12 protein-coding genes are annotated in these 22,135 nt (G+C 62.9%); 9 read left to right on the top strand and 3 right to left on the bottom strand.

The features are described 5' to 3' along the window. The first annotated feature begins 11 nt into the window (after positions 1-11). Positions 12-1,472, top strand: coding sequence for a metalloprotease TldD (gene tldD / locus E4L98_RS16860; protein ID WP_135202708.1), 1,461 nt, complete (start codon positions 12-14; stop codon positions 1,470-1,472). A gap of 95 nt (positions 1,473-1,567) precedes the next feature. Here tldD and E4L98_RS16855 read toward each other — a convergent pair whose 3' ends face one another. Beyond that, a complete protein-coding gene (locus tag E4L98_RS16855; protein ID WP_167761356.1) occupies positions 1,568-4,204 on the bottom strand; it encodes a TonB-dependent receptor in 2,637 nt (878 codons plus the stop codon). A 490-nt stretch (positions 4,205-4,694) separates the two neighbouring features. Here E4L98_RS16855 and aroG point away from each other — a divergent pair, with 490 nt between their 5' ends. From aroG to E4L98_RS16840, 3 genes are all read left to right on the top strand, one after another. After that, positions 4,695-5,774, top strand: a complete 1,080-nt coding sequence (gene aroG / locus E4L98_RS16850) for a 3-deoxy-7-phosphoheptulonate synthase AroG (RefSeq protein ID WP_135202707.1) — start codon at positions 4,695-4,697, stop codon at positions 5,772-5,774. A 357-nt stretch (positions 5,775-6,131) separates the two neighbouring features. Further along, on the top strand, positions 6,132-8,990 hold the full coding sequence (locus E4L98_RS16845; RefSeq protein ID WP_135202706.1) for a TonB-dependent receptor: 2,859 nt from the start codon (positions 6,132-6,134) through the stop codon (positions 8,988-8,990). Positions 8,991-9,277: 287 nt separating this feature from the next. Then, positions 9,278-12,184, top strand: coding sequence for a TonB-dependent receptor domain-containing protein (locus E4L98_RS16840; RefSeq protein WP_135202705.1), 2,907 nt, complete (start codon positions 9,278-9,280; stop codon positions 12,182-12,184). 55 nt (positions 12,185-12,239) lie between these two features. Here E4L98_RS16840 and E4L98_RS16835 read toward each other — a convergent pair whose 3' ends face one another. Next, complete coding sequence (locus E4L98_RS16835; RefSeq protein ID WP_135202704.1) at positions 12,240-15,083, bottom strand: TonB-dependent receptor domain-containing protein; 2,844 nt, start codon at positions 15,081-15,083, stop codon at positions 12,240-12,242. 66 nt (positions 15,084-15,149) lie between these two features. Here E4L98_RS16835 and E4L98_RS16830 point away from each other — a divergent pair, with 66 nt between their 5' ends. Beyond that, positions 15,150-15,380 (top strand): hypothetical protein, encoded by a 231-nt coding sequence (locus E4L98_RS16830; protein WP_135202703.1) that lies wholly within the window; start codon positions 15,150-15,152, stop codon positions 15,378-15,380. Positions 15,381-15,482: 102 nt separating this feature from the next. Here the strand turns inward: E4L98_RS16830 and E4L98_RS16825 are convergent, their stop codons facing one another. Next, positions 15,483-18,251: a TonB-dependent receptor gene (locus E4L98_RS16825; RefSeq protein ID WP_229257426.1), complete on the bottom strand. Its 2,769-nt coding sequence runs from the start codon at positions 18,249-18,251 to the stop codon at positions 15,483-15,485. A 406-nt stretch (positions 18,252-18,657) separates the two neighbouring features. On the opposite strand from E4L98_RS16825, the gene E4L98_RS16820 reads away from it, so the two are divergent. From E4L98_RS16820 to E4L98_RS16805, 4 genes are all read left to right on the top strand, one after another. Beyond that, complete coding sequence (locus E4L98_RS16820) at positions 18,658-19,614, top strand: VTT domain-containing protein (RefSeq protein WP_135202702.1); 957 nt, start codon at positions 18,658-18,660, stop codon at positions 19,612-19,614. Between the two features lie 289 nt (positions 19,615-19,903). Beyond that, on the top strand, positions 19,904-20,929 hold the full coding sequence (locus E4L98_RS16815; RefSeq protein WP_135202701.1) for a glucokinase: 1,026 nt from the start codon (positions 19,904-19,906) through the stop codon (positions 20,927-20,929). Between the two features lie 241 nt (positions 20,930-21,170). Next, on the top strand, positions 21,171-21,959 hold the full coding sequence (scpB, locus tag E4L98_RS16810; protein WP_135202700.1) for an SMC-Scp complex subunit ScpB: 789 nt from the start codon (positions 21,171-21,173) through the stop codon (positions 21,957-21,959). Beyond that, positions 21,946-22,135 (top strand): hypothetical protein (locus E4L98_RS16805; protein WP_135202699.1); only part of this gene is annotated, 190 nt, incomplete at its 3' end. The genes scpB and E4L98_RS16805, both read left to right, overlap by 14 nt.

Below are 22,135 nucleotides of genomic sequence, written 5' to 3'. Positions count from 1 at the left end.
AAAGCATCACCATGAAGCCATTTGAACCGAATCTGTCCACCCTGGCCGTTGCGCGCGATATCCTGCTGACGCCGTTCGGGCTGGACGAAGGCAAGCTGCTCAAAACGCTGGGCAGCATGTTCACCCACAAGGTCGATTATGCCGACCTGTATTTCCAGTTCACCAAGAACGAGGGCTGGAGCCTGGAAGAGGGCATCGTCAAGACCGGCAGTTTCTCGATCGACCAGGGCGTCGGCGTGCGCGCCGTGTCGGGCGACAAGACCGCCTTCTCGTACTCCGATGAAATCTCGGAGGCGGCGCTGCTGGACGCGGCGGCCGCCACCCGCACCATCGCCCGCGCCGGCGCCGGCAAGATCAAGGTGGCCGGCGCCATGACGCCGAGCGGCGGCCGTTCGCTGTACATGCCGCACGATCCGCTGGTGTCGCTGGACGCCACCGCCAAGGTCAAGCTGCTGGAGCGCATCGAAAAGATGGCGCGCGCCAAGGACCCGCGCGTGGTGCAGGTGATGGCCAGCCTGGCCGGCGAATACGACGTGGTGCTGGTGGTGCGCAGCGACGGCGTGCTGGCGGCCGACATCCGTCCGCTGGTGCGTGTGTCGCTGACCGTGATCGTCGAACAGAACGGCCGCCGCGAGGTCGGCTCCTCGGGCGGCGGCGGCCGTTACGACTACGGCTATTTCAGCGATGCGCTGCTGGACCAGTACGCGGCCGACGCGGTGAAATCGGCGCTGGTCAACCTGGACGCGCGGCCGGCGCCGGCCGGTCCGATGACCGTCGTGCTGGGGCCGGGCTGGCCCGGCATCCTGCTGCACGAGGCGGTGGGCCACGGCCTCGAGGGCGACTTCAACCGCAAGGGTTCCTCGACCTTCTCCGGCCGTATCGGCGAGCGCGTGGCGGCCAAGGGCGTCACCGTGGTCGACGACGGCACGCTGGCCGACCGCCGCGGCTCGCTCAACATCGACGACGAAGGCAACCCGACCCAGTGCACCACGCTGATCGAAGACGGCATCCTGAAAGGCTACATCCAGGACACCATGAACGCGCGGCTGATGAAGATGCCGGTGACCGGCAACGCGCGGCGCGAATCGTTTGCGCATCTGCCGATGCCGCGCATGACCAACACCTACATGCTGGCCGGCGACAAGGATCCGGAAGAAATCCTGGCCTCGGTCAAGAATGGCCTGTACGCGGTGAACTTTGGCGGCGGCCAGGTCGACATCACCAACGGCAAATTCGTGTTCTCTGCCAGCGAGGCGTACATGATCGAAAACGGCAAGGTCACCTACCCGGTGAAGGGCGCGACCCTGATCGGCAGCGGGCCGGAATCGATGAACCGCATCTCCATGATCGGCAACGACATGAAGCTGGATCCGGGCGTGGGCGTGTGCGGCAAGGAAGGCCAGAGCGTGCCGGTCGGCGTTGGCCAGCCGACGCTGCGCATCGACGGCGTCACCGTCGGCGGCACCGCCTGATAATCCGGGGTCAGTTCTGCCAATCGCCCACGAGCCCAGCCGTAGCGGACGCTACGGCTGGGCTCGTGTGCGATTGGCAGAACTGACCCCGGATTTTAGAACTTGTAGGACGCTTTCACGTAGAAGGTGCGGCCCAGCGGATCGGTGTAGCGTGGATCGTAGCCGCTCTGGAAGGTGGTGCCCTGGTTGGTGTACGGCGGATTGCTGTCAAACAGGTTCTTGATGCCGACCGTCAGGTCGGTGTGCTTGAAACCGCTGTAGCTGCCCGACAGCGAGTAGGTCGAGTAAGCCCGCACGTGGTGGTAGTAAGCTTCGTCCACCGCGTTTTGGTCCTCGTAGCCGCTCAGGAATTTGTTGGCCAGGCTCGCGCTCCACACTCCTTTCTTCCAGGTCAGCGTGGCGTTGTGCTTCCAGCGGAACACCGGCGCGTTGTCGCCATACACGCCGACGTTTTCCACGAATTCGCCGCCCGTCTCGTTCTGGTACTTGTAGCTGTGCACCCAGGTGCCGTCGAACTGGAATACGAAGTTGCCGTAGGCGCTGCGCGGCAGCTTCCAGCGCAGGCTGGTGTCGATGCCCGAAGTCTTCACTTCACCCAGGTTGTCCAGCACCGCGTTCACGTACTGCAGCGTTTTGCCGTCGGCCGAGTAGACGAAGTAGCTCTGGTATTTCTCGTAGTTGTCGAAGATGGTCTGCTCTGCCACCGTGCCGATCTTGTCGCGGATCTTGATGTTGAAATAGTCCAGCGAGACGCTGACCGCGTTGGTCGGCTCGAACACGGCGCCCAGCGCGAAGGTCTTGGATTTTTCCGGCTTCAGGTTGGGGTTGCCGCCGCTGCGGATGTACTGCTGCTGGTTGCAGGCCACGTTCGGATTGGCGCCGGCCGCCGCCACGCCGCCCGGACACAGCACCGGATCGTCGTAGGCGTTGCTGGTGAAGGTGGAGGTGGCCGGGCCATGCAGGTCGTACAGCGTCGGCGCGCGGAAGCCGGTGTTGTAGGAAGTCCTGAACAGCAGCTGCTTGCTGGCCTCCCAGCGCAGGCCGATCTTGGGATTGAAGCTGCCGCCGACGTCGTTGTAGTGGTCGTAGCGCGCGGCCGCCGACAGTTCCAGGTTCTTCAGCAGCGGTACGCTCAGTTCCGAATACAGCGCGGCGATGTTGCGCTGGCCGGCCTGGTCCTGCGCATCGGCGTAGCCCGAGCTCGACGCCTGCGAGGCGAGGGCGGTGTTCACGTCATACGTTGCTTTATCGTGACGGAATTCGCTGCCGATCGCGAAGCCGACGCCGCCCGCGGGCAGCTGGTAAATCTCGCGGCTGATCTTGCCGTCGAGGCCGATGCTGGTCATGCGCGCGGCCAGGTATTCGCCGCGCAGCTGGGCGTTGTCGATGTAGGCGGCGCCCTCGGCCGACTGCTCGCCGAACGGATTCAGGATGCCGCTCAGCACGCCCGCCTTCATCAGCGAGTCGTTGGTGTAGCCGCCGATGAAGGCGCTGGATGCCTTGCTGACGCCATAGGTCAGGCCGACGTTGTAATCCCAGCCGGCCACCAGACCTTCCGACGCCAGCACCAGCCGGTCGGAGATCGAGGTGTCGTAGCCCATGCGGTTGCCGGCCGCCACAGTGCGCCAGTTGATGGTCAGGTTTTCGCCGGTCAGCCCGGCCACGGCAGGCACGCCGCCGCTGCCGCCCGGATAGTAGGGGCTGGCCGAGGTCATGGTGATGCCGGTCAGCGGCGAGGGCGCGATGCTGCTTTGGTTGGTCGAACGGCTGTGCAGGTATTCGACGGTGGCGACGTTTTCATCGCTGAGTTTGAAGGTGGCCTTGCCGAGGAAGGATTCCTGCTGCGTCTTGGGGATGTCCTGGATGTAGGCGGTGGTGTCGGTGCGGCAGGTGCCGTTGCCGTTCTTGATCAGGCCCTTGCCGACGCAGCCGCTGCCGTAGTACGGGTTGCCGGTGATGCCGTTGGCCGAATAGAAGTTGCCCGGCTGCGAGGTGCCGCTGCTGTTGTTGATGCCCTTGTCCGGCCGCACGCTGGTGCTGGAGAAATCGCGGTCGGCGGCGGCCAGCGCGGTCTGCTTGTGCAGATCGACCACGCCGAACAGGTTGTAACCATCTTTATCGAGATCGCCGTAGCCGCCCGACAGGTTGAGGCGCGATTCGCCGCCGGCGCCGCTGGCCTGCGGCTGGTAGCGTTCGACGCTGACGGTAGCGCCGGTCAACGAGCGCTTGGTGATGAAATTGATCACGCCGCCGATGGCGTCGGTGCCGTAGATGGCCGAGGCGCCGTCGCGCAGCACTTCGACCCGCTCCAGCGCCGATACCGGAATGATGTTGAGGTCGACCGAGGAGCCGTTGAATGGGTGGCTGGCGATGCGGCGGCCGTTGAGCAGCACCAGCGTCTTGTTGCTGCCCAGGCCGCGCAGGTCAGCGGTGGCGATGCCGCCGGTGCCCGAGCCCACCGACTGGCTGCTGCCGGTCGAGCTCTGGTTCATGGAGATGGTGTTCATCACCTCGGCGGCGGTGCTCAGGCCCTGCTTTTCGAAGTCGGATGCCTTGATGGTGGTGATCGGCAGCGCCGTTTCGCTGGCCAGCCGTTTGATGCTGGAACCGGTCACTTCGACGCGCTGGATGGCGCCGTCTTCGGTCTGGGCCAAGGCGGCGTGCATGCCGACGGCCAGGCTGCCGGCGAACATCAGGCGCAGAGATCGGGTCAGAGCTCTTTCTATCATCATGGGTGTGTCACTCCTGAGATTTGTTTTGGGGAAGGGGTCTTCATCAAAACATTCATTGGGAGGGGCAAACAATGACCGAAAGATAAATATGCAGATATCCAACAGTAGCAAACAAACGCACATGTAAAGACGGAATTTTGCCTATCGCTCCGGCGCCGGCCGCAGCCCGCATGCCGCCGCCCGGCCGCCATTACAATCAGTCACAATGGATAAGACGTTAACCGCGCTGTGGAGGGTGTAAAGTTTTGTAGGGAGGCTTTCCGGCCGAAAAAAAATCGCTTGCCAAGGCGCGAAAGATGGCGTTATAGTCAATCCATGAGCAAATTCTTCTTTACCGGCTGGTTTTACTTTAGCTATCCAACCCTCAAGGCGGTGGAGTAGCGGCCGGTGCACGTAGAAGCAAGACGAGTCCCGCAGAATCCCGAAAAAACCGCCTCCCCCGAGGCGGTTTTTTTTTACCCCGACATTTTTAGACCACTGGAGAACAGCAATGCCCCGCACCGACGATTTGCGCATCCGCGAGATGAAGGAACTGACGCCACCATCGCATTTGATCCGCGAGTTTGCCTGCACCGACGCGGCGGAGCAGACCGCGGCCGGCGCACGCAACGCCCTGCACCGCATCCTGCACGGCCAGGATGACCGGCTGATGGTGGTGATCGGCCCGTGCTCGATCCACGATCCGAAGGCGGCGATGGAGTACGCGCGCCGCCTGGTACAGCTGCGCCGCGAGCTCAGCGCCGATCTGGAAATCGTCATGCGCGTGTATTTCGAAAAGCCGCGCACCACGGTCGGCTGGAAGGGCTTGATCAACGATCCCTACATGGACAACAGCTTCCGCATCAACGACGGCCTGCGCATGGCGCGCGAACTGCTGCGCGACATCAACGAGCTCGGCCTGCCGGCCGGCACCGAGTTCCTCGACGTGATCAGCCCGCAGTACATCGCCGACCTGATCAGCTGGGGCGCGATCGGCGCCCGCACCACCGAATCGCAGGTGCACCGCGAGCTGGCCTCCGGCCTGTCGTGCCCGGTGGGCTTCAAGAATGGCACCGACGGCAATGTGCGCATCGCGGTGGACGCGATCAAGGCTGCCTCGCAGCCGCACCATTTCCTGTCCGTGACCAAGGGCGGCCACTCGGCCATCGTCTCGACCAACGGCAACGAGGATTGCCACATCATCCTGCGCGGCGGCAAGACGCCCAATTACGACGCCGCCAGCGTCGAGGAGGCCTGCAAGGCGATTGCCGCGCAGGGGCTGGCGCCGCGCCTGATGATCGACGCCTCGCACGCCAACAGTTCGAAGAAGCCGGAAAACCAGGTCCCGGTCTGCGCCGACATCGCCAGCCAGGTGGCGGGCGGCGAGAACCGCATCGTCGGCGTGATGGTGGAGTCGCACCTGGTGGCGGGCCGCCAGGATCTGGTGCCGGGCAAGGAATTGACGTATGGCCAATCCGTCACCGATGGCTGCATCGACTGGGACAGCAGCGTGCAGGTGCTGCAGGGCTTGGCCGGCGCGGTGCGCCAGCGGCGTCTGGCCAATCTCGCGGCCGAAGCGGCCGCCAAATAAAAACCGGCGACATTCAGGTTTTATGAACAAGCTCCGGCCAAACCGGAGCTTTTTTATTTTCCGTTGCCTGCCGTGCAAACCGCGGGTGGTTTAAAGACAACACAAATATTCCACTAAATGTTGCAAGATGTAACGCAGATCGTTCGGTCGCTAAGCATCTGTTTTATACGTAATAACCATATTCGAACTTAACATAGTTGAAGGATGTAACCGGCCGTTTGTGTCTGCTGGTTTAAACTTGCTTACATTACGCTACAGAGCCCGCGTTGACCCTCGTTCAGGCGCCATGTTTTGATGAATTGATCAGGTTGTTGATCCTGAAAATTCTTAAACAGAAGCATCTCGAGGGAGTTCTTGATGAATTTGAAATTGAAATCGATGCCCCTGGCAGTCCTGCAAGTGGTGGCCAGTGGTGCATTGTCGGCGGCGGTGGTGTTTCCGGCCAGCGCCCAGCAAAGTCAGGGCGCGGACAGCGGCGAGGTCCAGCGCGTGGTGGTGACCGGCTCCTACATCTCGCGCGCGGACAAGGAAACCCCGAGCCCGGTCCAGGTGCTCACCGCTGACGATCTGAAGAAGACCGGCTACACCTCGGTCTCCGAAGCCTTGCGCGACATTACCGCCAACGGCCAGGGCACGATTTCCCAGAGTTTCAACCGCGCCTTCGCCGGCGGCGCCAGCGGCATCTCGCTGCGCGGCCTGACCGTGGGCGCCACCCTGGTGCTGATCGACGGCCACCGCATGGCGCCGTATCCGCTGTCGGACGACGGCCAGCGCTCCTTCGTCGACATTTCCAACATCCCGTTCGACGCCATCGAGCGCATCGATATCCTCAAGGACAGCGCCTCGGCCGCCTACGGCTCGGACGCGATCGCCGGCGTGGTCAACGTGATCCTGAAGAAGGAATACAAGGGCACCGCGCTGTCGGCTGAAGGCGGCGGCACCCAGGCTGGCGGCGGCCGTACCGTGCACGTCACCGCCACCCACGGCATCGGCGATGTCGAGGCGGACGGCTACAACGTGTTCGGCACCATCGAATACCGCAAGCAGGATCCGATCATGTTGACCCAGCGCGCCGGCAAGGACTGGGCCAAGACCAACTGGACCAGCGAAGGCGGTATCGACCTGACCCCTGGCGCGGTCAACGCCATCACGCCGCTGCCGCGCACCTACCAGCCTTACCTGTACAACCCGGCCGGCGCCGGCGGCGCCGGCAATGCGGCCAACTATGCGTTCTATTCGGGCGGCTGCGCCAACTACGCGGCGCTGCAGGCCAACCAGTGCACCTTCGTCGATCCATGGGCGCAGCTGCAGCCAAAGACCGAAAACATCAACGTGCTGGCCGGCTTCACCAAGAAGCTCAGCGATGGCTGGCAGCTGAACGTCAAGGCGTCCATGCTGGAGAGCAAGGACTCGGTGGAATCGACCCCGGTCGCCTACCCGCCCGGCAGCTACGTGGGTAACACCTCGATCGGTCCCGGCATCATCCCGCACCAGGTCGGCGTGATTTCGTCGTTCCTGGTGCCGGCCAACTATCCGGGCAACACCACCGGCGCGCCGGCGCGCGTGTACGGCTATCTGACTGACATCGGCGCGCGTATCAACGACGTCGATTCGAAATCCTACCGCCTGGTCGCCGAGCTGACCGGCAACATTGGCGCCTGGGACGTGGCGGCCTACGCCGGCTACACCAAGGTCGAGACCGAGCAGACCTACCATGGCTATGTCGACCGCCAGGCGCTGTACAACGCGCTCAACGATCCGGCCAACCCGTACAAGATCACCGGCGGCAACAGCGCCGATGTGAACGCGAAGATCGCCCCTGTGTTCAGCGGCAAGCAGAACGACGAGCTGGACTTTGTCGACCTGCGCGGCACCCGTACCCTGACCGCGCTGCCGGGCGGCGACCTGGCGATCTCGGTCGGCGGCACCTACATCCAGAAAAAACTCAACGCGCCGGCGGCCGACCAGCTGTCGAGCGGTCTGATCAACGGTAACGCGGCCTTCGTGATCGGCGAGGAAAAGAACGCGGCGGCCTACTTCGAACTGGTGGCGCCGGTGCTGAAGACCCTGGAGCTGGACCTGTCCGGCCGTTACGACCACTTCGACACCTACGGCAGCTCGAGCACGCCGAAGATCGGCGCCAAGTGGTCGCCATCGGAAATGGTCACCTTCCGCGGCACCTACGGCAAGGGCTTCCGCGCACCAAACGCGGCCGAGAACGGCACCGCCGGCTCGACCTTCTCGTACAACACCATCGCCGACCCGGTGCTGTGCGCCAACGGTCCGAAGGGCGATCCGGCCAAGACCGTGCCGCAGTACTGCTCGTTCTCGCCGGCCTACGTTCAGGTCACCACCAAGGATCTGCAGCCGGAGAAATCCAAATCGGGCTCGTTCGGCATGATCCTGGAGCCGGTGAAAGGCTGGAGCACCACCATCGACTACTACTCGATCAAGATCGACAACCAGATCGTGACCGAAGCCTCGCTGCCGGGCTACGATCCGCAGTACGTGCGCGGCACGCCGATCCCGCTGACCTATGCTGACGGTCACACCGAAACCCCGAGCGTCGGTCCCATCCTGTATGCCAACTCGGGTTACGTCAACGCCAACAGCACCAAGACCACCGGTGTCGACCTCAACTCGAGCTACAGGTTCAAGATGGGCGAGTACGGCAATCTGAAGGTCGGGTTGGACTGGACCCACATGATCAGCTACACGCTGACCGCCAACGGCCAGGATTACCAGCTGGCCGGCACCCACGGCCCGACCGTGATTTCCGGCGACACCGGCAATCCGAAGAACCGCGCGCAGCTGACCCTGGGTTACGACAAGGGGCCGTTCAACGCCACCGCCACGGTGAACTGGATCGACAGCTATAGCGTGCTGGACCCGTCGACCGGCGGCGCCAACGATACCTGTGAGGATTCGCTGCAGAACTCGAATAACTACTTCGCGAACGGCAACAACTATCCGACCCACTACTGCCGCGTCAGCTCGTTCACGTCCACCAACCTCAACATGGCGTACAAGGTCAACAAGAACCTGACCATCCGCGGCTCGATCGTCAACCTGTTCGACCGTCAACCGCCGATCGATGCCCAGACCTACGGCGGCACCTCGATCGCGTCCGGCACCAATGCGCCGTACAACCCGTCGCTGCACCAAACTGGTGCGGTCGGCCGCTTCTTCTCGCTGGGCGCGAACTACACCTTCTAAACCAGGGCTGTATTTTCGAATCCGGCAACTCCCAGCCGCCCGACGCCAGTCGGGCGGTTTTTTTTTGCGCTTGGCTTTCAAGACTGTTGTAAGAGCGCCAAACTTGCCGGTTGTATAGTTGACCTGGTTTCATGCGCATGTTTTTATATTAAATGGTTGGTGTCATTGAACACCTTCCAATCGGTCTTTCCAAAAACCGTATCAGTTTGTTGCGCTGGCGGGGCTGACCCAGCCTCAGGCGCACCAGCTTTGTGCATCTTACAAAAAGTCCAAATCGGAGGTTAGTCATGATTCAAGAAAGAGTGCTGTCCCGTTCCCTGCGTTTGATGTTCTCGGGCGGCGTCGTTGCCGGCCTGGGCTTGCTGGCATTGCCGGCCATGGCGCAGGACGCGCCGGCCGAAGGCCAGGCGATCCAGCGCGTCGAGATCACCGGTTCGTCGATCAAGCGCATCCAGCAGGAAGGCGCGCTGCCGGTGCAGGTGCTGACCGCCGCCGAAATCAAGCAGACCGGGGCCACCTCCGCGACCGATCTGATCCAGATGCTGCCACAGATGCAGGGCTTCGTGCCGTCGTCCAGCTCGGTGAACGGCGGCGGCGCCGGCGTCACCACCGCGGCGCTGCACTCGCTGCCGTCGAAATACACGCTGGTGCTGCTGGATGGTCAGCGCGTGGCGCCCAGCGCCATCGGCAACGGCCAGGGCGGCGGCTATGCGGTCAACCTGTCCAGCATTCCGCTGGAAGCGGTGGAGCGCGTCGAGATCCTGACCGACGGCGCTTCGGCCACCTATGGCTCGGACGCGATCGCCGGCGTGGTCAACTTCATTCTGAAGAAAAACCTGACCAAGGGCGAAGCGTACGCGACCTACGGCCAGCCCAAGGAAAACGGCGGCAAATGGAGCAGCGCCGGCGTATCGAAAGGCTGGGGCGACCTGGAAACCGACCGCTGGAACGTGCTGGCCTCGTACAGCCACGAAGAACTGCAGCGCATCACCGCGCTGCAGCGCGACTTCTCGGCCAAGGGCGCCTTCTTCAAATTCAATAGTGGCGGCAAACAGTACTACTTCGACCAGCGCACCGGCAACACCGAGCCGGCCAACATCACGTTCAACGCGCGCCCCATCGGCTCGAAGGCCGATCCAACCGGCTACGCGATCAACCCCTACCTGGCCGCCAATGGCAACTGCGGCAGCGCGCTGGCCGGCCCCCTGGGCGACCAGTGCCGCTTCAACTACGCCTCGACGGTGGAAGACGTACCGGGCAACCGCCGCGATTCCGGCCTGCTGAAAGGCACGCTGAAGATCAATGACGATACCACCGCCTGGGCCGAGCTGGTACTGTCCAGCTTTGCGATGACCGCGCAGTACGCGCCGTCGGCCCAGCCGATGGGCGTCAACGCCACCACCCGTTTCCCCTCGCTGTACAACAAATACGTGGTGCCTTACCTGGCCGCGCACGGCCTGGAAAATCCTGACGGCACCGCTACCCTGGGATACCGCTCGGTGCTGATCGGCGGCCGTGCCGACGAGTACAACACCAATGCCCGTCACTTCTCGACTGGTATCGACGGCGCGGCGTTCGGCTGGCTGTACAATGCTTCGCTGGTGCTGTCGCAGACCAAGCTGAAAGACGTCTCGGCCGGCGGCTATTCGGACTACGACCAGCTGGAAGCGCTGGTCGCGGCCGGCAAATACGATCCGGTCACCGGCCAGGGCGCCGACCTGCTGAAAGGCGCGCTGCTGAACAACTACGTGTTCTCGCGCACCAAGTCGACCTTGAACACGGCCCACGTCGGCGCGCAGCACGACCTGTTCAACCTGCCGGGCGGCACCTCCATCATCGCGCTGGGTGCGGACTATTCGAAGACCAAGTACCAGACCGATTACAGCCCGCTGATCCTGTCCAACTCGGGCTTCGTCACCCAGCCGGCGTCGGCTGACTACCCGGTCGGCGGCAGCTACGGCCAGGTGCCGTTCAGCGCCAAGCGCGACAACTGGGGCGTGTTCACCGAGATGAACTTCCCGGTCACCAAGACCCTGGAGCTGACCGCGGCCGGCCGTTATGACAGCTATGACAAAGTGCACAGCGATAATAACTTCGCCACCTTGCCGGATGCCTCCGGCCTGATCCCGCGTCTGCCGAGTGGCGACATCGGCAACGATTCCAGCGCCGGCACCTACAAGGTCAGCGGCAAGTGGACCCCGGTCGATACCGTGCTGCTGCGCGCGTCCTATGCCACCGGCTTCAAGGCGCCGAACCTGAGCGACGTCGCCGGCGCCAACACCTTCAACGGCAGCACCGCCGGCAGCTACGCTTGCCCATTCCCTGGCTCGCCAGGCTGTCAGGTCGGCCAGGCGCAGTACGACCTGCTGATTGGTCCTAACAACCGCAGCGGCGCGGAGGGTCTGCAGCCGGAGAAATCCAAGCAATGGCTGTTCGGCGGCCGGATTGAACCGCTGCGCGGCCTGTCGCTGGGCCTGGACCTGTGGAACGTGCAGATCCGCAACCAGGTGCTGTCGGCCGGTGTGCCGGAACAGGAAGGCTTCAAGAATCCACAGCAGTACAAAAACCTGTTCGTGAATCCGTATCCTGATCCGGCCGGTTACACCACCATCGCCTACCTGCTGGCGCCGGTGAACGGCGGTGTGGCCAACTACCGCGGCGTCGACTGGGACTTCAGCTACCGCACCAAGACCCCGGTCGGCGACGTGCGCGCCACCTGGAACGGCACCTACATGCTCAAGCAGAACTACACCGTGTCGGCCGGCGGCACCGTGTACTCGGACCTGGGCCAGTTCGGCCAGGACAACAACGTGGTGTTCCGCGTCCAGAGCAACATCAGCCTGAGCCTGACCACCGGCAAGCTGAGCAATACGCTGACCGCGCACTACAAGTCGGGCTACCATGACCAGTCGTACCCGCTGGATACCGCCGTGTTCGCCGTGAATCCGGATGGCAGCGTGGGCGACACCGTGGCCTTCGCCGGCCTGTGGGTGCCGTCGTACACCACCTTCGACTGGCAGGGCAAATACGACTTCGGCAAGTTCGCCCTGACTGCCGGCATCAAGAACCTGTTCGACCGCAATCCGCCGTTCACCTTGCAGAACGCCGGCGGCGGCAACCAGATCGGTTACGACGGCCGTTACGCCGATCCAGCCGGCCGTTCGTTCTACATCACCGGCAACTACAAGTTCTGAACGTTCTGACGGTGCAAAAAATTCCCGGCCTCGGCCGGGAATTTTTTTTGCGCGCTCAGAATTTGAACGCGCCATTCAGGTAAAACTGGCGGCCCAGCGGATCGGTGTAGCGGCCATCGTAGCCCGACTGGTTGCCGCCGCCCGCGTTGCGGATGGTGAACGGCGGGTTGATGTCGGCCAGGTTCTTGACGCCGGCCGTGAGCGTGAAGCTTTTGCTCAGCTGCGCCTTGGTCTGCCAGTCGAACGTGGTGTACGAAGACACCTGGCGCTTGATCGGCACGTAGTCGCCCAGCGAGCCGTCGGCCAGCACTTCTCGCACCACCGAGTCATCCTCGTTGTACACCTGGTCGGTGTAGCCCGAATGGTAGTTGGCGGTCAGCGCGTGCGTGAAGCGGCCGGTGTTGAGCGAGGCGGTCAGCTTGGAAATCCAGCGGAAGGTCACCTCCGAGTAGGAGTTGAAGCGGCCGATGTTCTTCTCCAGGCCGCTGCCGGGCGTGGTCTGTTCGGCCTTGGTCATGAAGGTGCCGGTCCACTGCAGGTTGAACTTGCCCCACGGCGTGCCGCTCTTGTAGCTGTGGTCCCAGTCGATGCCCTGGTAATGCGAGCTGGCCAGGTTGAACGGGGTCAGCGCCGCCACCAGCACATTCTGCTTCTGGATCGGGTCGAAGTAGGTGCGCAGCAGGCTGTCGTACACGGCCGGATTGTTGAACACCAGGTCTTCCGACAGGGTCTGGATCTGGTCGCGCAGCTTCACGTCCCACCAGTCGAAGCCCAGCGAGACGCTGCTGACCGGCTCGAAGCGCACTCCCAGGGTCGCCTGTTTCGACTGCTCGGGACGCAGCGCGCCCGCGCCGATGGCGGCGTTGCCGCCTTTCAGCAGGCCATACTCCGACGAGCCCGGGTTGCACAGCTTGTAGCGCGGGTCGCTGGCGCTGGTGATCGGGCAGGCATGGAACTGCGACGAGCCACCGTTGACCAGCGGCTTGACGATGTTGCTCATTGTTGGCGCCTTGAAGCCGGTGCCGTAGGAGCCGCGGATCAGTACCGACTCCAGCGGATTCCAGCGCAGCGCCAGCTTGTAGGTGGCCTTGCTGGCCGACTCGCCCTGCTTGCCCGGCGCGATCAGGTTGCCGTCGCTGTCGAAGTTCTTGCTGTTGCTGACGGCGCTGAAGTCGTCATAACGGCCGGACACGGTCAGGTCCATGTTGCGCAGCACCGGCAGCAGCAGCTCGCCGTAGGCCCCCCAGTTGTTGCGCTTGGCGTCGATCGGCAGCGCGCCGGCGCTGCCGCCGACGATGGCGTCGGTAAACGTCGGCTGCTGCTTGTTCTGGCCCTGCGAATAGGCGTCCGGTGCTTCCTCGTATTTCTGCTGGGTGAAGTCGGCGCCGACCGCCAGCTGGGCCACGCCGGCCGGCAGCTTGAACACCTCGGTCGAGGCGCCGGCCTGCAGCATGTCGATCTTCGACTTGGTCACGCTGAATTCGTTGTGCAGCACGGCCGGGGCCAGCACGTCCTTCGAATTGCCGGGGGGCGCGAACGGGTCGAACTTGCCGGCCGCGACCAGCGCATCGAACATGTTCAGGCTCATGTAGCCGCCGGCGGCGGTGTCGGTCTGCTTGTTTTCCGAGTGGGTGTAAGCGCCGCGCCAGTCGATATTGCGGTAGCTGCCCTCGAAGCCGAAGGCCAGGTGCCTGGCGATGGTCTTGTACTCGTCGGCGCGGCCGCCGGCATCGACCAGGCGCAGATTCATGGTCACGCTGTTGACGGTGGCGCCGGCCGGCACGCCCAACCGTGTCAGGTAGGGACGGATGTACTTGGCGTACAGCGGGCTGCTCAGCGGCAAGCCCAGCGGTTGCGCCGGCGCCGCGTACTGCGCGGTGTTGCTGAACGACGAAAGCAAGCCTTCGGCGAAGAAGTTGGTGCTCTCGTTGAGCTTGACGTTCAGCGAGGCGAAGCCGCTGTCGCGCTTCAGGCCCGGGGTGTTTTCCACCGTGGCCGCGTAGTCGTACAGGCAGCGGTTGCCGACCTTGAACAGGTTGGCGCCGTTGCAGGCGCCGGTGGCGAACAGGTTGGGGCTGAAGGCGGCGCTGCTGGTGCTGCCATCGGCCTTGGTGTACTTGACGGTGGCGGTGCCCGGGATCGAGTTCGAGCTCAGCTGGTACAGGCTGTAGGCCTTGCCGTTGGCATAGAACGGGATCACGCCGCTTTGCGAGAATGCGCTGTCGCGTGCGTAGGCCGCCTTGCTTTCGTCGTGCGACGCCGACAGCAGCAGGTTGTAGCCGTCCTTGTCGAGGTCGCCCCAGCCTTTGGAAATCGCGGCGGTCGAGGTGGTGCCGCCGCTGCTGCGCGGCTGGCTGTACGAGGCTTCGACGATGGCGTCAGTCTGATTTTTCTTGAGGATGAAGTTGACGACGCCGGCGATCGCATCCGAGCCGTACAGGGTGTTGGCGCCGTCGGTCAGGATCTCGACGCGCTCGACTGCGGCCAGCGGGATGCTGGCCAGGTTGACGGTGGACCCCGAGGTGGACGGCGCCAGGCGGCGGCCGTTCAGCAGCACCAGAGTATAGCCCTCGCCGATGGCGTGGATGGACGCAGTCTGCAGGCCGCCGCCGCCGCCGTTGACCGACATCGACGAGGTGGTGAAGCCTTGCATCGAGGGCAGGGTGGCGATCAGGTCGGCCACATTGGTGGCGCCGCTTTGCTCGATCTGCAGCTTGGACAGGGTCTGCACCGGCAGCGCGCCCTCGGCGCTGATGCGCTTGATGCTGGAGCCGGTGATTTCCACGCGATGTACTGGCGCCTCGTTCGTGCTCTGTGCCACGGCGGACTGCATGCCCAGCGCCAGGCCACTGGCGCAGATCAGGCGGACCGACCGCGATAATACGGTTTCAACCATCATATTGTGTAACTCCCAAATGAAAACGATGAACAACGGGTGTGTAGTTTTTTGTTATCCGAAAAAAACATGAGCGTTCGTTTCGGTGATTCATCAAATCATTCAGGGCGAATTGCTGTCATCGCGGAAACCCTTAGCTGGTTTCCTTTACTGCGCGTCAATAAAGAGCATGATTTTGTGGCAAAAATCGCTCTAATTTGGTGCGTTTGCTGCTGGCACGACAGGAAATTTGGCTTGCTATCAAAAAAGAAGCGTATCTCTGGCGCGCCGCACCAAGTCGGTGACGGCCAATTTTCATGAATCTTGGTTCATGTTGTTATATTTCGTTACATTTATACGACAGGCAATAAAAAACCCGGACCGCCTGGCGGCGGGTCCGGGTTGGTTCAAGGCGTCAGGCGCTTAGTTGAACTTGTACTGCAGGCCCAGCTTCACGTAACGGCCGGTGGCGCCGGAAGCGTCCATCGGGTTGAAGCTCATGCCGCCGTAGGTCAGCGCGTCGAGCGGCGCGATCTTGTCCAGCACGTTGTTCATCGACGCGTACAGCTGCAGCGACTTGCTCCAGTTGTAGCGGGTCGACAGATCCAGCGTGGTGAACGATGGCAGACGGCAGGCGCCGTTCGGAGCCGGTTGGCCGTTGGCGAAGGTCACGGCGCAGATGGCGCCTTCGTAACGGATGTTCTTCATGTCCGAACGGTAGTTGACGGTACCGGCCACGTTCCAGTTGCCCAGATCCCAGCTGCCGATCAGGTTGATCTTGTCCTTCGGCGTACCGGCGCAATCCGAGGTATCGCAGTTGCCGTGGGTGCCGGCGAACTGGAACACCTGGTTCTTGTCGGCGCGGACCCACGAAGCCACGTGCGACCACACCAGGTTCAGGGTGGCCTTGCCGTAGTTGCCCAGGCGCAGACGCTGTTTCAGGTCCAGGTCGATACCCTTGACTTCGGTGTAGCTGGAGTTCTGGTATGGCGCGGTGGTGACCAGCAGGGTGCCGGTGTTCGGAATCGGCTTGCCGTCAGCACCGATCAGGTTGTTGTCCAGGCGGATCGCGGTCGGCAGGGTCGCCGCTTCGACGTAGGACAGCGGGTTGATCTCGTTGGTGCGGCGGATCTTCCACGCGTCCAGCGCCATGCTGGTGTCGTTCAGCGGATCCCAGACCATGCCCAGGGTGTAGCCCTTGGACTTTTCCGGCGCCAGGTTAGGATTGCCGACCTTGATCGCGCCAATGGTGATCTGGCAGTCGGTCGAGGTGCCGCCACCGGCGGCCGGCTTGCCGCCCGGGCAGCGGACCGGATCCTGCACCGACGAGTTGCCGGTCGACTGGCTCGACAGGTTCGATTCCGCCACGCCCGGTGCGCGGAAGCCCTCGGTGTAAGTGCCGCGCAGCGCGAAGCTCTTGATCGGGGTCCACTTCACGCCCAGTTTCGGGGTGGTCGAATTGAAGTTGTCGTAGTGGTCGTAACGCAGCGCGCCGGTCACTTCCACGGTCTTGGTCACGGGCGCCAGCACCTCGGCGTACACGGCCGACACGCGGGTTTCGCCCTTGGCGGCCACGTAGGAGATGTTGGTGCTGCCGTCTTCCGAACCGGTCAGCGAAGGGTTGTCCAGCTTTTCACGACGGTGTTCGCCGCCGATCGCCAGGCCCAGGTTGCCGCCAGGCAGAGCGAACAGTTCACGCGAGGCCTTGAAGTCGACGATGTCCAGCTTGGTGGTCGAATCCGAGGTGGCGTTCACGCGCAGCGCCGCGTACAGCGAGGCCGGGTTCTTGTACGCCTGCGAACCGATGTAGTACGGGAAGTACTGGCTGGTCGGGTCGCCCAGGGCGGCCTTCAGCACCTTCATGTTCAGCTGGTTGGTCCACTCCAGGTACAGCTTGGATTCGGAGTGGGTGTAGCCGGCATCCCAGTCCCAGCCGAAGTGGCTGCCCTTGGCGCCCAGCACGATGCGGCTGAAGTCGTTGTTGGCGATGTGGTTGCTCGGGCCCAGGTCGAATTCCGAGTAACGCAGACGGGTGTCGGCGCCGAACGGATTTTGCGGGTGCTTGCCGGACATCAGCAGGTCGTTGGCCCAGACGTTGATGTGGCCAGGGTAGGTCACGGTCGGGGTGGCCGACACCGGCGCCAGCATGAACGAGGTGTTGCGGGTCGAGTAACCCAGTTCGGTGTACACCTGCAGGTCGGAGTTCACCTGCAGGGTGCCGCGGGTGTACAGGTTCAGCGCTTCCACGTTCGGCTGCAGATCGCGGAACTGGTCCTGCGACCACAGGCAGCCGCCGTTGGCGTCCTGCTTGACGATCGGCGAGAACTGCGCGCAGCCTGGCAGCGAGACCCAGTTGCCGGTCTTCGGATCGCGCAGGGTGCCGGTCGGGCTGGCCGACGGGTTGCTGGTGATGTAGCCGCCGACGTACTGGGTGTTCTGGTTGTAGCCCCATGGACGGATGTCGCCGTGGCCGATCCAGCCGCGGTCCTTGCGGTCCGAGGCGGCCAGTTCGTCCGACTTCTTGTACTCGACGTTGAACACCACGTTGTACTTGTCGTCGTCCAGGTTGCCCTTGCCGTAGGTGACGGCGATGTTGTTCTGTTTGGCGTCGCTGTAACGCGAGGCGCCGGTGTCGGCCTTGATCGACAGACCTTCGAAGTCCTTGCGCAGGATGATGTTGACCACGCCGGCGATCGCGTCGGCGCCGTAGGTCGACGAGGCGCCATCCTTCAGCACTTCGATGCGTTCGACGATGTTCATCGGGATGGTCGACAGGTCGGTGAAGCTCTTCTGGCCGTCGTCGGCGCGCGCGAACGGCGCCATGCGGCGGCCGTTCAGCAGCACCAGGGTCGAGGTCGCGCCCAGGCCGCGCAGCGAGATCGCGGTCGAGCCGGCAGCGAAGCCGCTGCCGAAGCCGGTCGGCAGCGAGCCGGCGCCGTCCACGGTCAGCGATTGCAGGAACTCGGCCACGGTGGTCTTGCCGGACTTGTTCAGCTCGTCGGCGGTGATGATCTGGACCGGGGAGGCGGTTTCAGCGGAAGCGCGCTTGATGCTCGAACCGGTGATTTCCACGCGCTGGATCGCGGCCGAGGTGTCGGCGTTCTGCGCGAAGGCTGGCTGGGCCAGGGCTGCTGCTACCGAGCCTGCGAACATCAGGCGTACGGAGCGGGATAAAACTGTTTCCATCATCATTACAAAAAACTCCAAAGAAAAACAGAATCAGGCTGGCCACGCGGAAATGGGGGAACCGCCGGTCAGTCTTTATTTTTCCGAAATATCCATAAATAAAGCTTTTTCGGAAGGGGCGCATGAAACCACCGCGTGACATTGCTTGTCAAACAAAATCAAGGGTTTTGACGTGGAAAAACAACAAATTTTGTAAAAAAATCACGCATCGTTGTAAAGTTTTGTTGCGTTGCGTAACGCATGTAGGCGGGAGGGAGAGGCGGAGACTGTGCTGTAAAGCAATATTTTGCTGCATTGCAACATAATATTGTGCTTGACTATTGGTATTTTCAGGTGGCGGACCGGGTGGTGTCGCCGGTTGCTGGCGTGATGCCGCGCCACGGTTAAGCGGTTTTTAAGTTAAGATAGCCGCATGGCGAATTTAATCCTCCTGCTTCAAGAATATGGCGTCCTGATCGTGTTTGCGATCGTGCTGATCGAGCAGATCGGCATGCCTATTCCTGCCTTTCCGGTGCTGATCGTGGCCGGCGCCATGTCGGTCGATGGTGACACGCCGTGGTACGCCATCCTGGCGGTGGCCATGCTGGCCTGCCTGATCAGCGACACCTTCTGGTTCCGCGCCGGGCGCTACTACGGCAAGCGCATCCTCAAACTGCTGTGCAAGATTTCGCTGTCGCCCGACTACTGCGTCAGCCAGACCGAGGACAACTTCACGCGCTGGGGCGCGAAAGTGCTGATCGTCGCCAAGTTCATCCCCGGCTTCAACATCATCGCGCCGCCGCTGGCGGGCGCCATGGGCACGCGCGGCCGCACCTTTGTCGGCTTTGCCATGATGGGCAGTTGCCTGTGGGCCGGCACCGGCATCGCCATCGGCGCCTTTTTCCACACCAGCGTCGACCAGGTGCTGGACATCCTGAGCACCATGGGCACCACCGCGCTGATCGTGCTGCTGGTGCTGCTGGCGCTGTTCGTGACGTTCAAATATGTCGAGCGCAAGCGCTTTCACCAATCGGTGGAAATCGAGCGCATCACCATCGACGATTTCAAGGATCTGATGGAGCAGGGCAACGAACCGGTCTTGATCGACGCGCGCAGCGTGACCGCGCAGATGCTGGACCCGGCGGTGCCGGGGGCGCTGCTGTTCAATGGTGGCGAGCCGACGCCGGACATCATCGCGCTGGACAAGGGGCGGCACATCATCGTGTACTGCAGCTGTCCCAACGACGTCACCGCCGCGCACGTGGCGAAAGGTCTGATCAGTCACGGCTATCACCGTGCCCGTCCGCTGCACGGCGGCCTGGACGCCTGGAACGCCGCCTTCGGCAACCAGCGCGAGACAGTGCCGGAAGACAACGCCGCGTCCGCGTGATGCGCCTGCGCCGCCACCGTGCGGCGTATTTTTCCGACGAAAATGGAAGCGCTTCCAAATCCGGGGTCAGGTCTTTCATTGCGTCACGGGCTCTGCCGTTGGCCGCGACGGCAGAGCCCGTGACGCAATGAAAGACCTGACCCCGGAGTAGTCATACTACGCAAGGATTATTCCGTAATGCAGTGTTCTGTGGCAAACTCGTCGTAGCTGTACTAAAACTACAAATTCGCCCTTGCCTGCAATGGTATAAATACCTTAAGCTTTAAGCCTCAACTCATTTCGATCCATCATGACAGCTCAGTCCGTACAAACGCCTCCCTCCCTGACCACCGTTTTCCCTGGTGGCCCTCGTTTGCTGGCGGATATCGGCGGCACCAATGCGCGCTTTGCACTGGAAACCGCCCCGGGCCGGATTGAGGCGATCGAGGTGCTGGCGTGCGCCGCTTACCCGACCCTGGCCGCCGCCCTGGTCGCGTATCTGGCCTCGCCGACCGTCGCCCAGGCGGGCGTCACCGGCATCCGCAACGGCGCGATTGCGATCGCCAATCCGGTCACCGGCGACATGGTGCGTATGACCAACCACCACTGGGCATTCTCGATCGAGGCGCTGCGCCGCGAAGTCAATTTCGATACCCTGGTGGTGGTGAATGACTTCACCGCGCTGGCCAGCTCGCTGCCGCAATTGTCGGCAATGCAAAAACATCAGGTCGGCGGCGGCGTCGGCGTGCCGGGCACGCCGCTGGGCCTGATCGGCGCCGGCACCGGTCTCGGCGTTTCGGGCCTGATTCCGGGCAAGGATGGCTGGACCGCGCTGCTCAGCGAAGGCGGTCACGTGACCTTCTCGCCGGCCAATGCCACCGAAGTGGCGATTCTGCAGTTCGCCTGGAAGGAATTCGAGCACGTGTCGGCCGAACGCCTGATGTCCGGCGCCGGCATCGAGCTGATTTACCGCGCCCTGGCCGATCACCAGGGCCAGACCGCCGAAAAGCTCAGCGCCGCCGATATTTCGCGTCGCGCGCTGGCCGGCGAGTGTCCGCTGTGTGACGAGGCGATCGAAACCTTCTGCTGCATGCTGGGCACCATCGCCGGCAATATCGCCGTGACCCTGGGCGCGCAGGGCGGGATCTATATCGGTGGCGGCATCGTGCCGAAGCTCGGCGAGCGCTTCGACCGTTCCGGCTTCCGCGCGCGCTTCGAAGCCAAGGGCCGCTTCAACAAATACCTGGCGGCGGTGCCGACCTGGGTGATCACGGCGGAATATCCGGCGTTTGTTGGCGTTTCCGCAATTTTGTCCGAAAGACTTGCCGTCGAGTAAGCCGAATTACATTTCAGTGACAGCGGTTGCGCTTTTTACGGTTTTATCAGGTACAATTCGCGTTGTTGGATGAAACGTCTGGCTTCCTGCCCACGTTTCACGTAGAAGGCGATGGCTGCGGCCATTGCAGGCATGTCCCTCTCTCCCGCCGGGTGCGCATAGGCCTTGGCGTCGGAAAAGCAGCTTCAGCGAGACCTCCCGCCAGCCTCGCTGAAATGATTGATTTCTTTCGATTTTGCTTATGGATACAGTTGAGGCTAAACGAGTCCTCGAAACCGCCTTGCTATGCGCACGTGAACCATTGTCGATCCACAGTCTGAAGAAGCTGTTTGTCGAACTGGATGAGCAGGACCGGCCGCGCGGCCCCGGCGTGGGCGCCGACACGATCAAGGAATTGCTGGAAGAATTGCGGTCCGACTGGGCCGGCAAGGGTGTGGAGGTGATCAGCCTGTCGTCCGGCTGGCGCTTTCAGAGCCGCCCCGAGATGAAGATCTATCTCGAACGGCTGCATCCCGAAAAACCGCCGCGCTATTCGCGGGCGACGCTGGAAACCCTGGCCATCATTGCTTACCGGCAGCCGGTGACGCGGGGGGATATCGAGGAAATCCGCGGCGTGGCCGTGAATTCGCAAACCATCAAGATGCTGGAAGACCGCGGCTGGGTGGATGTGATCGGTTACCGCGACGTCGTCGGCCGCCCGGCCTTGCTGGGCACCACCAAGCAGTTTCTCGACGATCTGGGCCTGAACGCGCTGTCCCAGCTGCCGCCGTTGCAGCAAATCAGCGACATGCAGAACGGCGACCGCAGCATCGAAGCGCTGGAGGCCGCGCTGCAGGAGAACTTTGAAAAAGCGGCGCCCGGCGCCGAGCAGCAAACGGAAGAAGGGACGGACGGCGAGTCGCCAGTGGCCGCAGCAGCGGCCGGGGCAAGCCCGGAACCCGACCAGGAAGCACTAACGACTCACGGCCCTGCGCCAGATTTAACGGTTGACGCTGAGCACAACCACGAAACGAATAATGAACAAGCCTAACACCCCAGACACTGTCAACGACGCAGCCGCGGCCGATGTTGTCGCCAAGCCCAAACGCCGTACCAAGGCCCAGATCGCGGCCGATGCCGCCGCTGCCGGCGACGCGCCTGCCGCCGAAGCGGCCGCCAAGCCCAAGCGCAAGACCAGGGCGGACGCCGCTGGCGAGACGCCCGCGC

The organism is Duganella callida (assembly GCF_004614165.1).
Taxonomy (GTDB): domain Bacteria; phylum Pseudomonadota; class Gammaproteobacteria; order Burkholderiales; family Burkholderiaceae_D; genus Rugamonas; species Rugamonas callida.
Note: the sequence above shows the minus strand (reverse complement) of the source record. Positions and strands in the feature narration are given on the sequence as shown.

What these genes read in the sequence shown, in the direction of transcription:
- E4L98_RS16835 (WP_135202704.1), bottom strand. Translation starts at nt 15,083, where the DNA reads ATGATGGTTGAAACCGTATTATCGCGGTCGGTCCGCCTGATCTGCGCC.
- E4L98_RS16845 (WP_135202706.1), top strand. Translation starts at nt 6,132, where the DNA reads ATGAATTTGAAATTGAAATCGATGCCCCTGGCAGTCCTGCAAGTGGTG.
- E4L98_RS16825 (WP_229257426.1), bottom strand. Translation starts at nt 18,251, where the DNA reads ATGATGATGGAAACAGTTTTATCCCGCTCCGTACGCCTGATGTTCGCA.
- scpB (WP_135202700.1), top strand. Translation starts at nt 21,171, where the DNA reads ATGGATACAGTTGAGGCTAAACGAGTCCTCGAAACCGCCTTGCTATGC.
- aroG (WP_135202707.1), top strand. Translation starts at nt 4,695, where the DNA reads ATGCCCCGCACCGACGATTTGCGCATCCGCGAGATGAAGGAACTGACG.
- E4L98_RS16840 (WP_135202705.1), top strand. Translation starts at nt 9,278, where the DNA reads ATGATTCAAGAAAGAGTGCTGTCCCGTTCCCTGCGTTTGATGTTCTCG.
- tldD (WP_135202708.1), top strand. Translation starts at nt 12, where the DNA reads ATGAAGCCATTTGAACCGAATCTGTCCACCCTGGCCGTTGCGCGCGAT.
- E4L98_RS16855 (WP_167761356.1), bottom strand. Translation starts at nt 4,204, where the DNA reads ATGATGATAGAAAGAGCTCTGACCCGATCTCTGCGCCTGATGTTCGCC.
- E4L98_RS16820 (WP_135202702.1), top strand. Translation starts at nt 18,658, where the DNA reads ATGGCGAATTTAATCCTCCTGCTTCAAGAATATGGCGTCCTGATCGTG.
- E4L98_RS16830 (WP_135202703.1), top strand. Translation starts at nt 15,150, where the DNA reads ATGAGCGTTCGTTTCGGTGATTCATCAAATCATTCAGGGCGAATTGCT.
- E4L98_RS16815 (WP_135202701.1), top strand. Translation starts at nt 19,904, where the DNA reads ATGACAGCTCAGTCCGTACAAACGCCTCCCTCCCTGACCACCGTTTTC.